17 protein-coding genes and 1 other RNA gene are annotated in these 13,032 nt (G+C 60.6%); 5 read left to right on the top strand and 13 right to left on the bottom strand.

Features of this window, described 5'->3' with window-relative positions:
* Nucleotides 1-175 precede the first annotated feature (175 nt).
* Nucleotides 176-829 (top strand): isoprenoid biosynthesis glyoxalase ElbB, encoded by a 654-nt coding sequence (gene elbB, locus AC2CGQ_RS15480; protein ID WP_015379166.1) that lies wholly within the window; start codon nucleotides 176-178, stop codon nucleotides 827-829.
* Nucleotides 826-1,557, top strand: a complete 732-nt coding sequence (gene mtgA, locus AC2CGQ_RS15475; RefSeq protein WP_015379165.1) for a monofunctional biosynthetic peptidoglycan transglycosylase — start codon at nucleotides 826-828, stop codon at nucleotides 1,555-1,557. Before elbB ends, mtgA begins: the two co-directional genes overlap by 4 nt.
* A gap of 39 nt (nucleotides 1,558-1,596) precedes the next feature.
* Here mtgA and dolP read toward each other — a convergent pair whose 3' ends face one another.
* From dolP to AC2CGQ_RS15455, 4 genes are read right to left on the bottom strand one after another with little or no spacing between them, the layout of a single operon-like run.
* Nucleotides 1,597-2,172, bottom strand: coding sequence for a division/outer membrane stress-associated lipid-binding lipoprotein (gene dolP, locus AC2CGQ_RS15470; RefSeq protein ID WP_021505102.1), 576 nt, complete (start codon nucleotides 2,170-2,172; stop codon nucleotides 1,597-1,599).
* Between the two features lie 9 nt (nucleotides 2,173-2,181).
* Complete coding sequence (diaA, locus tag AC2CGQ_RS15465) at nucleotides 2,182-2,772, bottom strand: DnaA initiator-associating protein DiaA (RefSeq protein ID WP_004937103.1); 591 nt, start codon at nucleotides 2,770-2,772, stop codon at nucleotides 2,182-2,184.
* A 51-nt stretch (nucleotides 2,773-2,823) separates the two neighbouring features.
* On the bottom strand, nucleotides 2,824-3,177 hold the full coding sequence (locus AC2CGQ_RS15460) for a YraN family protein (RefSeq protein ID WP_015379164.1): 354 nt from the start codon (nucleotides 3,175-3,177) through the stop codon (nucleotides 2,824-2,826).
* Complete coding sequence (locus AC2CGQ_RS15455) at nucleotides 3,174-5,213, bottom strand: penicillin-binding protein activator (protein WP_085337180.1); 2,040 nt, start codon at nucleotides 5,211-5,213, stop codon at nucleotides 3,174-3,176. The genes AC2CGQ_RS15460 and AC2CGQ_RS15455 overlap by 4 nt, the downstream gene beginning before the upstream one ends.
* A gap of 62 nt (nucleotides 5,214-5,275) precedes the next feature.
* On the opposite strand from AC2CGQ_RS15455, the gene rsmI reads away from it, so the two are divergent.
* Together rsmI and rnpB are read left to right on the top strand one after the other, a co-directional pair.
* Entirely contained in the window at nucleotides 5,276-6,139 is an 864-nt protein-coding gene (gene rsmI / locus AC2CGQ_RS15450; protein WP_015379162.1) for a 16S rRNA (cytidine(1402)-2'-O)-methyltransferase, read from the top strand.
* Between the two features lie 41 nt (nucleotides 6,140-6,180).
* Nucleotides 6,181-6,558: RNase P RNA component class A (gene rnpB, locus AC2CGQ_RS15445), an RNA gene on the top strand.
* A gap of 57 nt (nucleotides 6,559-6,615) precedes the next feature.
* Here the strand turns inward: rnpB and AC2CGQ_RS15440 are convergent.
* Complete coding sequence (locus AC2CGQ_RS15440; protein WP_099982538.1) at nucleotides 6,616-7,317, bottom strand: pirin family protein; 702 nt, start codon at nucleotides 7,315-7,317, stop codon at nucleotides 6,616-6,618.
* 107 nt (nucleotides 7,318-7,424) lie between these two features.
* On the opposite strand from AC2CGQ_RS15440, the gene AC2CGQ_RS15435 reads away from it, so the two are divergent.
* Nucleotides 7,425-8,321: a LysR family transcriptional regulator gene (locus AC2CGQ_RS15435; RefSeq protein WP_004937113.1), complete on the top strand. Its 897-nt coding sequence runs from the start codon at nucleotides 7,425-7,427 to the stop codon at nucleotides 8,319-8,321.
* Nucleotides 8,322-8,372: 51 nt separating this feature from the next.
* Here AC2CGQ_RS15435 and AC2CGQ_RS15430 read toward each other — a convergent pair whose 3' ends face one another.
* The 8 genes from AC2CGQ_RS15430 to AC2CGQ_RS15395 all read right to left on the bottom strand — a co-directional run bounded on the left by AC2CGQ_RS15430 (nucleotide 8,373) and on the right by AC2CGQ_RS15395 (nucleotide 12,944).
* On the bottom strand, nucleotides 8,373-9,359 hold the full coding sequence (locus tag AC2CGQ_RS15430; protein WP_004937116.1) for a glutathione S-transferase family protein: 987 nt from the start codon (nucleotides 9,357-9,359) through the stop codon (nucleotides 8,373-8,375).
* A 70-nt stretch (nucleotides 9,360-9,429) separates the two neighbouring features.
* Nucleotides 9,430-9,825: a DoxX family protein gene (locus tag AC2CGQ_RS15425; protein WP_031300242.1), complete on the bottom strand. Its 396-nt coding sequence runs from the start codon at nucleotides 9,823-9,825 to the stop codon at nucleotides 9,430-9,432.
* A gap of 294 nt (nucleotides 9,826-10,119) precedes the next feature.
* Complete coding sequence (locus AC2CGQ_RS15420; protein WP_004937121.1) at nucleotides 10,120-10,407, bottom strand: YqjK-like family protein; 288 nt, start codon at nucleotides 10,405-10,407, stop codon at nucleotides 10,120-10,122.
* Nucleotides 10,404-10,805, bottom strand: a complete 402-nt coding sequence (locus AC2CGQ_RS15415) for a phage holin family protein (RefSeq protein WP_015379160.1) — start codon at nucleotides 10,803-10,805, stop codon at nucleotides 10,404-10,406. Before AC2CGQ_RS15415 ends, AC2CGQ_RS15420 begins: the two co-directional genes overlap by 4 nt.
* Nucleotides 10,806-10,807: 2 nt before the next feature.
* Nucleotides 10,808-11,113, bottom strand: a complete 306-nt coding sequence (locus AC2CGQ_RS15410; protein ID WP_004937125.1) for an ElaB/YgaM/YqjD family protein — start codon at nucleotides 11,111-11,113, stop codon at nucleotides 10,808-10,810.
* A gap of 164 nt (nucleotides 11,114-11,277) precedes the next feature.
* Nucleotides 11,278-11,649 carry a DUF1090 domain-containing protein gene (locus AC2CGQ_RS15405; protein ID WP_004937128.1) on the bottom strand — a complete coding sequence of 124 codons (372 nt, stop codon included), beginning with the start codon at nucleotides 11,647-11,649 and terminating at the stop codon, nucleotides 11,278-11,280.
* A gap of 243 nt (nucleotides 11,650-11,892) precedes the next feature.
* Nucleotides 11,893-12,267, bottom strand: a complete 375-nt coding sequence (gene mzrA, locus AC2CGQ_RS15400) for an EnvZ/OmpR regulon moderator MzrA (RefSeq protein WP_004937130.1) — start codon at nucleotides 12,265-12,267, stop codon at nucleotides 11,893-11,895.
* The gene (locus AC2CGQ_RS15395; protein WP_004937132.1) at nucleotides 12,264-12,944 is read right to left on the bottom strand and encodes a DedA family protein; all 681 of its coding nucleotides are present in this window, start codon (nucleotides 12,942-12,944) and stop codon (nucleotides 12,264-12,266) included. Before AC2CGQ_RS15395 ends, mzrA begins: the two co-directional genes overlap by 4 nt.
* Nucleotides 12,945-13,032: the final 88 nt, after the last annotated feature.

Raw genomic sequence — 13,032 nt, 5'->3', positions numbered from 1 at the left:
ATTGGTTTCAGTGTTCTGGTCGAGCAGGTTGTTGCGAATTCCTAAACATCATACAGCCAACAACATAGCAAATGTAAGCGCTCTTGTTAGAAGATTCATTAAAATGTGTGATGTAGATTAGTGTTTGTCAACTCCGAGCACGAACCAGTTGACAGCAGCGACAGGAGTAAGAGTGATGAAAAAGGTGGGTGTAGTCCTCAGCGGCAGCGGCGTTTATGACGGTACGGAGATCCATGAAGCGGTGCTGACGCTGCTGGCGTTGGATCGTGCCGGCGCCCAGGCGGTGTGCTTGGCGCCTGATAAACCACAACGCCATGTTATTAATCACTTATCTGGTGAGGAGATGGCGGAGTCGCGCAATGTTCTGATTGAATCGGCGCGCATTGCCCGCGGTGCGGTGCAGCCGCTGGCGCTGGCGGAGGCCGCGCAGCTGGATGCGCTGATCGTGCCCGGCGGCTTTGGCGCCGCCAAGAACCTCAGCAATTTCGCCGAAGCCGGCGCGGAATGTTGGGTCGATGAAGATTTGGCGCGCCTGACGCGCGAGATGCATAAGGCCAACAAACCAATTGGCCTGATGTGCATCGCGCCGGCGCTGTTGCCGAAACTGCTGGATCAACAAGCGCGGCTGACCATTGGCAACGATCCGGATCTGGGGGAAGTGATTGACGCCATGGGCGGCGAACCGGTGATTTGCCCGGTGGACGACATCGTGGTGGACAGCGAACATAAGATCGTGACCACGCCGGCCTATATGCTGGCGCCGTCTATCGCGCAGGCGGCCCTGGGCATCGATAAGCTGGTGGCGCGGGTGCTGGAACTGGCTGAATGAGAAAATCGCTCGTCGGATGGCGGCGGCTGCGCCCGTGGTATTGGCTGAAGCGCGGCGTCATCGCGATTATCGGCCTGTGGGCGTTGGGCATTGTGCTCTTCGCCTTCCTGCCGGTGCCGTTTTCCGCCGTGATGGTGGAACGGCAGGTCAGCGCCTGGCTGAGCGGCGACTTCGGCTATGTCGCCCATTCGGACTGGGTGTCGATGGACGACATCTCGCCGCAAATGGCGCTGGCGGTGATGGCGGCGGAAGATCAGAAGTTTCCAGACCATTGGGGCTTCGACGTGGCGGCCATTGAAAAGGCGCTCAGCCACAATGAGAAGCGCCCGACGCGCATCCGTGGCGCGTCCACGCTGTCGCAGCAAACCGCCAAGAACCTGTTTTTGTGGGATGGCCGCAGCTGGCTGCGCAAAGGATTGGAGGCCGGGCTGACGTCCGGCATCGAATTGGTGTGGACCAAGCGGCGCATTCTGACGGTGTATCTGAACATCGTCGAGTTCGGCGATGGGGTATTCGGCGTGGAAGAGGCTTCACAGCGCTTTTTCCATAAGCCGGCCAAGCGCCTGAGCGCGGCCGAAGCGGCGCTGCTGGCAGCGGTATTGCCGAATCCGCATCGCTTTAGGGCCGATGCGCCGTCCGGCTATGTGGTGCAGCGTCAACAGTGGATCATGCGGCAGATGCGGCAACTGGGCGGGGAAGCGTTTTTACGCGAGAACAAGCTGGATTAAACGGGCGGGAACGGCACGGTGCCGCTCCCGCCAGGCGGATTATTTCACGTAGGTAAAGGCGGTCGTGACGTGCTTCACGCCGCTGACCTGGCTGGCGATCTGCGCCGCCGACTGCCCTTCCTGCTGCGTGACCAGGCCCAGCAAGAACACTTCGCCGTTTTCGGTGGTGACCTTCACGTTGGACGATTTCACCGTATCGCTGGTGAGCAGCTGCGAACGCACCTTGGTGGTGATCCAGGTGTCGGAGGACGCGGTGCTCAGGCTGACCGGCGTGCCCTGACGGATTTCGTTATACACTTCGGTCGTGCCTTCCACGCCCATGGCGATCTGCTTGGCGCGCGCGGTAAGATCGGCGTTAGGCGACTGGCCGGTCAACAGCACCTTGCCCTGATAGGCGGTGGCGACCACTCGGGCCTCTTTCTTCAACTGCTGGTCTTTGCTCAGGGCGCTTTCGACCCTGGCTTCCAGCGTGCCGTCATCCACCTGGGTCCCTACGCTGCGCGGGTCGGTGGCGGTTTTGGTGGCGACGGCCGCACTGCCGACGACGACGCCGGCGATACAGCCTTGCAACAGCAGGGCGCTGGACAGCACTGCAAATGTGGCTTTTAGCTTCATCTCAGTTCCTTAATCGTCCTGGTGGGGGAATAACGTATTGTCTATCAGGTCGCACAGGCAGTTTACGGTCAGCATATGCATTTCCTGAATGCGCGAGCTGCGGTGCGACGGGATGCGGATTTCGACATCCTGCTGGCCGAGCAGCCCGGCCAGCTCGCCGCCGTCGTAGCCGGTAAGTGCGACGATGGTCATATCGCGCGTCACGGCCGCCTCGACCGCCTTCACAATATCACGGCTGTTGCCGCGGGTGGAAATCGCCAGCAGCACGTCGCCGGTGTGCCCGAGCGCACGCACCTGCTTGGCGTACACTTCGTCGTGCAGCCGATCGTTGCTGATTGCCGTCAGCACCACGTTGTCGGCGTTGAGAGCGATGGCCGGCAGGCTGGGGCGCTCGGTTTCAAAACGGTTGATCATGCTGGCGGCGAAGTGCTGCGCGTTGGCTGCCGAGGTGCCGTTGCCGCAGCACAGGATTTTGTTGCCGTTGAGTAAGGATTGAACCAGCGTCATCGCAGCGCGGGAAATGGCGTCCGGCAGTGCTTCCGCCGCCGCGATCTGGGTTTGGATGCTTTCGGTGAAACAGACTTTAATTCTATCCAGCACGTTGTATTAATCCACTAAGTCAAAGGGCCGGTCTGCGCCGCAAAACCCCGATTAATCCGCATTGAAGGCGTTGGGTATCCATTCTAACTGGCTACCGGTAATGGCCAAAACATCAAAACGGCAAGATGATGTGTCAAAACTGGCTCCGCGCCCCGCCAGCCAGACGGCGGCGGCGTGCAGCAACCGCTGTTGTTTGCGAAAGGTGACGCTGGCGGCCGCGCCGCCGAAGGCGTCGTTGCGGCGGTAGCGCACTTCGACGAACACCCAGGTGGTGCCGTCGCGCATGATGAGGTCGAGCTCACCGCCGCGCACCGCGACATTGGCGGCGCAGAAGGTGAGCCCGGCGTGTTCCAGGTGACGGCGGGCCAGTAACTCATAGCCCGCCCCTGAGGCGCGTGGGTTCAAGAGACTGGAACGACCGTACCCTGACGGTATTGCAGCCAAGGCAGCTTACGGTTGATCACGCAGTTCGGCGACGCGCTCAGCGTACCGGTGGTGCCGGAAACCTGGAAGCCCGGCAGCTGGCGCATTTCAGCAAAGTGGTTGGCCAATGTCCAGGCATCCATCCCCATCGCATACAGGCGCACCAGCGAGTAGTCGTTGCGGAAACGCGCGCTGGCCTGCTGCAGCAGCTGAGGGTTTGAGCCGGCCAGCAGCGGAATATCGCTGAACTGCAGGCCTTCCATTTCCAGACGGAAGTCCGGGCCGGCGCCGGCCTGGTAGCTGCGCGAGCTGGCGTACATCGCCGGCTTGCCGCGCGAGCTGGTGGCCATGTCGATCATCGGTTTGATCAGCGTCAGCTGAGACTGCGTGGCGACGATGTACACCGCGTCGACGCTGCCGCCGGTGGCGGCGGGCACGTCGCTCGGCGGCGCAGGAATGGTCAGCCCGGCGATGGTGACGCTCTGCGGCGCCGGGGCGCTCGACATCGGCGTACCGGTCATGCGGATGCCGCCGCTGTTCACCATTTGGCGCAGCTCGCCGGCGGAGCCGATATCCTGGCGCAGCACGGTTTGCCCGCCTTGCTTCTGCCATTCCTGGTTAAAGGCCCTGGCGACGCGATCGCCGAAGGCGCCGCGCGGCACCAGCAGCAGCGGTTGACGCTTCTGCTGTTCCCAGATGTGGCGGGCGGCGTCGCGGGCTTCATCTTCCGGCGACAAGGCGAAGTAACAGATGTTCAGGTTGTCCTTCGGCGTTTCCGGCTGGTTAAGCGCCAGCACGTTCAGCGTGGTGGTGCTGGCGGACAACTGATCGACGTTCTCTTTCAGCAGTGGGCCGACCACCAGGGTGGCGCCATCCTGCTGCGCCTGGCTCAGTAAGGCGGCCAGCGGCTGGCTGGTTGTGTCGTACACTTTGACCTGCGCGTTGGCGGCCTGCAGCGGCGTTATCGGCGCGCTGGACGGCGCAGCGGGTTGCGCGGCGGTGACGGCTGGCTGGCTCTCTTGGGCCGAAGGGCTGACCGCGCCGTTGGCGTTGATGTCACTCGTAGCGGCCTGATCGGCAGGCGCCGTTTGAGCCGGCGTGCCGGCCGGTTGCGCGGCTTGAGGCTGCGGCGCCGGCATGGAACCGCCGTTTTTCGCCGCTTCGAAGCCTTGCTGGATGGCGTCGGCGAACACTTTCGCCTGGCCGTTCAACGGCAGCAGCAGGGCGATTTTCGAGGTGGAGGCCTGGGTGAAGTTCAGCACCTGATTCAGGCGAGCCGGCAGCGTTTTGGCCGCCGGGTTCTTCGGATAACGGTTCTGCCAGTCTTTGATGCCGGCCTTCAGCAGATCGGGATCCTGCTTGTTGTCCTGATAAACGCGCAGCAGATCCAGCCAGCCTTGCAGCACGTTCTCGTCGGCGTTGATCACCAGGCTGTTCATCTCCTGCGGCGTCAGCTGCAGCAGCGCCTGCCAGGTTTGATCCAGATTGTCCTGGTGCGCCTTGCCGGTCAGCAGCGGCTCCTGGGCGATATAGGCGCGGATCAGCGGCAGCGATGCTTTGCCCTGATTGGCGGCGATCTGCGCCTGGTAGTAGCGCACCTTCTGATTCGGCGACAGCGCGCCGCTGTCCAGGTGGCCCAGCGTGCTGCGGGCGCTGACGTAGCTCTTGTTGGCGATCTGCAGTTCGGCGGTCAGCAATTGGCGTTCGGTCTGCTGCGCGCCGCTGAGATTTTTCGGCAGTTGATTCAACTGGTCGCCGGCCTGCGGCAGTTTTCCTTCACGCAGCAAGGCGCGAATAGCAAGTAATTGCCAGTCAGCCTTGTTATCATCGCTGCTTTGCTGCAACTGCTGCAGGTAGTAATCGGAGCTGGCGCTCGCTTCGTCCTGTATATTGGCGGGCGGCGTTTGCGGGGCCCGACTTGGACAGCCTGCCAGGAAAAGGGCGGCGGCGATGACTGCGGTCAGTCGGACAGGCTTGGAACGCCCTGCTTTGGTACGAACGAATGTTGAGGAAAGCATACTGTATCCAGTGATGTTTTTTTCAAGATGCTCAATATTAAATCGGCAACCCGGATGAAACAATGAATCAACACCAACAATCAGTCATTTCTGCATCAACGCTGTATGTGGTGCCCACCCCCATCGGCAATCTGGGCGATATTACCCACCGTGCGTTAGAGGTACTGAAAAGCGTTGATCTGATCGCGGCGGAAGATACGCGCCATACCGGATTGCTGTTGCAACACTTCGCGATCAACGCGCGTCTGTTCGCGCTGCACGATCACAACGAACAGCAAAAGGCCGAGCAGCTGCTGGCGAAACTGCAGGAAGGCCAAAGCATTGCGCTGGTTTCCGACGCCGGCACGCCGCTGATCAACGATCCCGGTTATCACCTGGTGCGCCGCTGCCGCGAGGCCGGCATTCGCGTGGTGCCGCTGCCGGGCGCCTGCGCCGCCACTACCGCGCTGTGCGCCGCGGGCGTCGCTTCCGACCGTTTCTGCTACGAAGGTTTCCTGCCGGCGAAAACCAAGGGGCGCAAGGATACGCTGATGGCGCTGGCGGAGGAACCGCGCACGCTGATTTTCTACGAATCCACCCATCGTCTGCTGGAAAGCCTGCAGGACATGGTCACCGTCTGGGGCCCGCAGCGCTATGTGGTGCTGGCGCGCGAGCTGACCAAAACCTGGGAATCCATCCACGGCGCGCCGGTGGGCGAGCTGTTGGCGTGGGTGCAGGAAGATGAAGTGCGCCGCCGCGGTGAAATGGTGCTGATCGTCGAAGGCCACAAGGCGCAGGAGGATGCGCTGCCGCTTGAGGCGCTGCGCACGCTGGCGCTGCTGCAAAAAGAGCTGCCGCTGAAAAAGGCGGCGGCGCTGGCGGCGGAAATCCACGGCGTGAAGAAAAATGCGCTGTATAAGCACGCGCTGGAGCAACAACAGCCGTAAAGCGGTTGACCTGCCGCCGCCGCGACGCTACTATCCGCGCCGGAGTTGACCAGACAGTCGCCGCTTCATTGCCGTCCTCTTCGGGGAGACAGATGGAGGGGAGGAAAGTCCGGGCTCCATAGGGCAGGGTGCCAGGTAACGCCTGGGAGGCGCAAGCCTACGACTAGTGCAACAGAGAGCAAACCGCCGATGGCCCGCGCAAGCGGGATCAGGTAAGGGTGAAAGGGTGCGGTAAGAGCGCACCGCGCGGCTGGCAACAGTTCGTGGCACGGTAAACTCCACCCGGAGCAAGGCCAAATAGGGGTTCACATGGTACGGCCCGTACTGAACCCGGGTAGGCTGCTTGAGCCAGTGAGCGATTGCTGGCCTAGAGGAATGACTGTCCACGACAGAACCCGGCTTACCGGTCAACTCCCTCGACAAAAGAAAACCCCGCGCAACGCCTGTTGCGCGGGGTTTTTCGTTTTTCGGCCGGCTTACACCGGCAGGTCAATCAGCAGCGCGCGCAGCGGCGTTTCGGCGCGGATCGTCAGGCGGTTTTCCTCACGCACGAAGGCGCCGTCGCCGCAGGTCAGGCGTTGCGCTTCGTGGCGCTCGCCGGTAGCGGCGATGGTGCCGTGAATCGACTGCAAATAGGCGCGCGGCCCGTTAATCGTCAGCGTTTGTTCTTCGCCCGGCTGCAGATCGAGATGGTGGATCCAAACCTGCTGGCGCAGCTGCAGGCTGCCCTGCGCGCCGTCCGGCGAGGCCAGCAGCAGGTTGCCTGCCGGCGGCAGCGTCAGGCGTTGCACTCGCTCGTTGCTGCGTTCCGGACAGGCGTCCAGCCACAGCTGCAGGCGGGTGAGCGGCGTGTCGCCGCTGACGTTCTGCTCGCTGTAACTCAGGCCCGGCTGGGTGGCCAACAGCAGCGCTTCGCCGGCTTTGGCGCGCGTGGTGTTGCCGTCGCTGTCGCGGTACTCCGCCTCGCCCTGCAGGATCAGGTTCAGGATGTCCACGCTGGGATAGGTGCGCGGCTGGAACGACGCGCCCGGTGCCAGCACCTCCTGATTCAGTACCCGCAGCGAGGCGTAGCCCATCAGTTTGGGATCGAAGTAGTGACCAAAGGAAAAGGTGTAGCGAGCCTGCAGCCAACCAAAGTCAGCTTGCCCGCATTGTTGTGCTGTTCTGCATGTAATCATGGCAATCGGCTCTCTAAATTCATTATCCAAATGGTAAGCATCTGGACGTCGGATTGTTAGCCAGTTAATCTGGTCGGCATATTCAAATTTCCTGACAGAGGGATGTGATGGCCAGAGATCGGGCGCTCACGCTTGAGGCGCTGAGAGTGATGGACGCGATCGACCGGCGTGGCAGTTTCGCCGCGGCCGCCGACGAATTGGGCCGGGTGCCGTCGGCGCTCAGCTACACCATGCAAAAATTGGAAGAAGAATTGGACGTGGTGCTGTTCGACCGTTCGGGCCACCGCACCAAGTTCACCAACGTGGGGCGTATGCTGCTGGAGCGCGGGCGGGTGCTGCTGGAAGCGGCAGACAAGCTGACCACCGACGCCGAAGCGCTGGCGCGCGGTTGGGAAACCCACCTGACCATCGTCAGCGAAGCGTTATCACCGCCGAGCCTGCTGTTCCCGCTGGTCGACAAGCTGGCGCTGAAGGCCAATACCCAGGTGTCGATTTTCACCGAAGTGTTGGCGGGCGCCTGGGAGCGGTTGGAGCAGGGGCGCGCTGACATCGTGATCGCACCGGATATGCATTTCCGCGCATCCTCGGAGATCAACACCCGCAAACTGTACAAGGTGATGAGCGTTTATGTCGCCGCGCCGGATCACCCGATCCATCAGGAGCCGGAGCCGTTGTCCGAAGTGACCCGCGTGAAGTACCGCGGCATCGCCGTGGCGGATACCGCCCGCGAGCGCCCGGTGTTGACCGTTCAGCTGCTGGATAAACAACAGCGTCTGACGGTGAGCACCATTGAAGACAAGCGTCTGGCGCTGCTGGCCGGGTTGGGGGTGGCGACCATGCCGTACCCGATGGTGGAGAAAGATATCGAAGCCGGGCGGCTGCGGGTGGTGGGGCCGGAATACAGCCGCGAAGCCGATATCATCATGGCCTGGCGGCGCGACAGCATGGGGGAGGCGAAAGCCTGGTTCCTACGCGAAATTCCTCGCCTGTTCGCACAGCGTTAACGTTCGTTGAATGACATCCCCTTGCCGGGTGGCAAGGGGATTTTTTTCGTCTTAACCGAAGCGCTGGTCGCGGCCGTGCGGCTCGTCCAGATCCTGCGCCGGCCCGATGGAAATGATGCCGTGCGGGTTGATGGTGGCGTGGCTGCGGTAGTAGTGGTTGCGAATGTGCGGCAGGCTGACCGTTTCGGCGATGCCCGGCATCTGGTAGATGTCGCGCAGGAAACCGTACAGGTTCAGATAGTCGCTGATGCGGTGTTTGTCGCACTTGAAGTGGGTGACGTACACCGGATCGAAACGCACCAGCGTGGTCCACAGACGCAGGTCGGCCTCGGTCAGCCGATCGCCGGTCAGGTAGCGATGTTGCCCCAGGATCTGCTCAAGGCGCTCCAGCGCGTTGAATACCCCGTTGACCGCTTCGTCATAGGCTTCCTGGCTGGTGGCGAAACCGGCCTTGTACACGCCGTTGTTCACTTGATCGTAAATCCAGCCGTTCAGCTCATCGATCTTACCGCGCAGATCGGTCGGGTAGTAGTCCCCAGCCCGAGCGCCGACGCCGTCAAACGCGCTGTTGAACATGCGGATGATGTCGGCGGATTCGTTGCTGACGATGGTTTGCCGCTGTTTATCCCACAGCACCGGCACGGTCACGCGCCCGCTGTAGTGCGGATCGGCCCGCAGGTAGATCTGGTACAGGAAGTCGGCGTGATACAGCGGATCGCCGGTGGTTTCAGGAAAATCCTGGCCGAAGGTCCAGCCGTTTTCCAGCATCAGCGGGTGCACCACCGAGACCGGAATAATCTGCTCCAGCCCTTTCAATTTGCGCATCAGCAGCGTGCGGTGCGCCCAGGGGCAGGCGAGAGAAACATACAGGTGATAACGGCCCGCTTCGGCCTGGAAGCCGCCCGCGCCGTGTTCGCCGGGCTGACCGTCGGCGGTCACCCAATTGCGAAACTGAGCGGTTGAACGTTTGAAACGGCCGCCGGTAGATTTCGTGTCATACCAGATGTCTTGCCAAACGCCATCGACGAGTTGTCCCATGGGAATCTCCTTGGTGTCCGAGTGAAAAACGACAGGGCCCGGCATGCCGGGCCCTGAATGACAGTTTAGATTACCATTTCTTGTTCAGAAGACGGTCGATGCTGAAGCCGCCCGGGCCTGCGATCGCCAACACGATGAAGCCGCCGGCGATGGTCAGGTTTTTCATGAACATCAGCTGGTTTACGCCTTCCGCAAAGTCAGTGTGGAACAGCAGCGCGGTCAGGATGGTGAAACCGGCAGTGAACAGCGCCACGGTGCGGGTCAGGAAGCCGAACAGGATCGCCAGACCGCCGCCAAACTCCAGCAGAATGGTCAGCGGCAGCAAGAAGCCAGGCACGCCCATCGATTGCATGTACTGTTGGGTTCCGGCATAAGCGTCACCCATTTTGCCGTAGCCTGCCACGATAAACAGGATTGGCATCAGAATACGAGCAACCAACAAACCTGTATCTTCTAATTTTTTCATCATCTACTCCAAAGTGTTTTTGTATGCCTGTTCGGCGGAAGCCATGTCAACGAGCGGTATATCAGGACATTCGCCCTGTCCGGCTCGTATCGTATTGATGGAGTGAATGTTAAGCGGGAAGTGCTCAGGTTGTTAGCAAGTAAAACTGTCGTAATTTTTCAAAAAATCTGAATCTTTAGCGTGCTAATAAACTGACGCTTGTCAGCAGGTTGCCCAGCCCTCGGGATAAACAGCGCTGTTTTAAGGGGAAAACGAGGGCAGAGCAACAGGATGTTTGAAGGAAAAACGCGGGGCTTACTTGGCGGAGAAGGTCTTTTTAAACAGTCGGATAGCGCTCCAGGCACCGAAAGCGCGACGCGACCAGCGGATCATCTTGCTGGGGTGGCGGATGCCGTACAGCGCCATGACGCTGGAACCGAGTACCAGATAGCGGCGCAGGCCAAAAACGGTCTGCCAGCCGCGGTCAATGCGTTCGGTTTTTTCCAGCCACAAAGACTTGTGTTCGGCCAGATCCAGACGCTGTTGCTGGATCTGGCGAATCAGCCTCTCTTTTTTCCATTCCAGGTAGCGGCGGCGGCTCATGGCTCGCGCTCCAGTTCGGCGCGGTCGAGCTCCAACTGCTTGCGCGTGGCGCCCAGCAGCGTGGTGCGACGGGCCTTGACCAGCGTCCAGATGGTGCCGACTACGGCGAGGAACAGCAGCACGCCGGTTGTCGCGCCCAGCGCCACCAGCCGATAGACCGGATCGATGGCCCAGAAGATCAGGATCAGCAGGCTCATCAAACCGAAGGCGGTGAACAGCAGTGTCATACCGGCCATGATCAGCAGCTGAATGAGGTTGGCTTTCTCCTCTTCCAGCTCGACGACCGCCAGCCGGACACGGGTTTCCACCATGCCGACCAGGATCGTGATGATGCGCTGACCGATATCCAGGACCCCTTTGGCGGGGCCCTGCGCGCGCACTTGCGGTTGTTCAGCCATGATTAACGACGCGCGAGCAGCACGCCCAACACCACGCCGACCGCCGCGCCGATACCGATGCCGGTCCACGGGTTGTCGCGCACATAGTCGTCGGCCTGGCCGGCGATCTGTTTGGTTTGCGAAGCCAGCTTGTCACCGGCGTCGCTCAGGCGAGCGCGAGTCTCTTTCAGCGCGCCTTCCGCCTTCGAGCGCAGCTTCTCCAGCTCGGCTTTCGGCTTGTCGGTGGAGGAGTTCAGCACTTCCTCCAGCGTATCGGCTAAGGACTTCAGTTCAGCGCGTAAGTTTTCTGCATTTGAATCATGTGCCATGTGATTATTCCTTAACGTTTATTTCGACAGACTTTTAACATAGCGGATTTTTTCGCCGGAGCAAAGGGGTGATGACCAGCAGATAACACCAGACATCAATTCCATATGCTTAAGAAATCCCGTGTGATGGGGCTCTCATCGATAAATCCGCTGGTGTAAAAAAATTATTCCGCCTGGGCGCGTTTCAATTCAGCCTGCGCTTCGGCCAGCTTTTGCTGCTTTTTGGCGACCTTGTCCAGCTTGCCGGTTTGCTGCGCTTCTTTCAGCTCCTGCCGGCGTTCTTCGACCTTGCGCTGTTTCTCTGCGATGTTTTTCTGGCGTTCGGCCTGCAGGCCGGCTTCGGTGCAGTGAGTCTGCACTTCGCTCAGCGCTTTTTTCAGCCCTTCCACGCGGTGGGTATTACCGTGTTGGGTGGCGTAGTCAATTTGCTGCTGGATGTCTTGCGCTTTGGCGGCGCAGCCGCCCTCAGCGGCCGAAGCGAACGCCGGCAGCGTGCAGAGTGGTAACAGCAGTAACAGTGAGTGGCGTAATTTCATCTTTCAGTTCCTTGTTCATGGGATGCCTGAACAGGCATCCGCTTTCCTGGCTGCCGAAGGCGGCAGCGCGAGAGGAGGGCGTTCATCGCCGGCTGAAGTTACCCTTCAGCATAGTCATGAAACCGGCGAGCCCCCAAAGAATCAGCCGTGACCCAGTGCTGACTGATTAATTCTTGAGCTAATCGATGCGAATGAAAATGAAGATTATGGCAATGAAAGGAAACCCCTTCATATGAAGGGGTATTATCCCAGATTGAGCGGGGAACGCGCAAATTCGCGCACCCAATGCGACGGCACGGGGGACTCGCTCAATGCGATGTGGTAACCGGGCGGCAGAATGGTTTGCAACGCTTCGCGCGCCAGCAACTGCTGCTCCGGCGAATCCAGACGGATGACCAGGCCATCGCCTTCCGGCGTAATGCTTTTGATGCGGATGCCGCGTTCATCCAGGCGCTGGTAGACATAAAAGCCGTCGGGCAGCGACAGCCCTTGCTGGCTGGCGCGGATGCGCAGCTCGCTCTCGGTGCGCACCATGCAGGGCACCAACAACGTCGCCAACGCCAACAGGGCGAGCGCGATCATCAGGACGTATTGCCAGCGCGGGCGCTTTGCTGTCACGCCCCTTTCCCCGGGTTCTGGCTGTTGGCGCGTTTCTTGCGCCACAACACGATCAGTGAACCGACCAGCCCGACCACCAGCAGTACCAGCGGCAACATCATCAGGCAGAACATCAGCTGATCTTCATACTTGCGGAACACCGGAGTTTTCCCCAGGGCGAAGCCCAGCGTCGTCAGGATCAAGACCCACAGCAGGCCGCTCATCCAGTTGAAGAACTGGAAGCGTGCGTTGCTCAGACCGGACAGGCCGGCGATGGTCGGCAGCAGGGTGCGCACGAAGGCCAGGAAGCGGCCGACCAGCAGGGCGGAAAGGCCGTGACGGTGGAACAGGTTATGTGCACGCTGATGGTAGTGGGCCGGCAGATGCGAAAGCCAGCCTTGCACCGTTCGCGTATTGCCGAGCCACCGGCCTTGTATATAACTGACCCAGCACCCCAGGCTGGCGGCGACGGTCAGGATAACGATGGTCAATGGGAAGCCCATGGTGCCTTTGGCGATCAGCACGCCGACCAGGATCAGCAGGCTGTCACCCGGCAGGAAAGCGGCCGGCAGCAGGCCGTTCTCCAAAAACAGGATCATGAACAGCAGGATGTAGAGGGTCCACACCAACGAAGGGTTCGCCAGCGTCTCAAAATCCTGCTGCCATAAGGCATGTATCAGTTCTTTAATGATGTCCATCCGGTGTTCCTAAAACGTCATTGTTTATTTTTATCTCAGCGGCGGAGCGGGCGTGAGCTGAAAGCGCGCGGCGATCCTGAGTGCTGAT

This window comes from Serratia sp. DFXYC6, from assembly GCF_057196085.1.
Note: the sequence above shows the minus strand (reverse complement) of the source record. Positions and strands in the feature narration are given on the sequence as shown.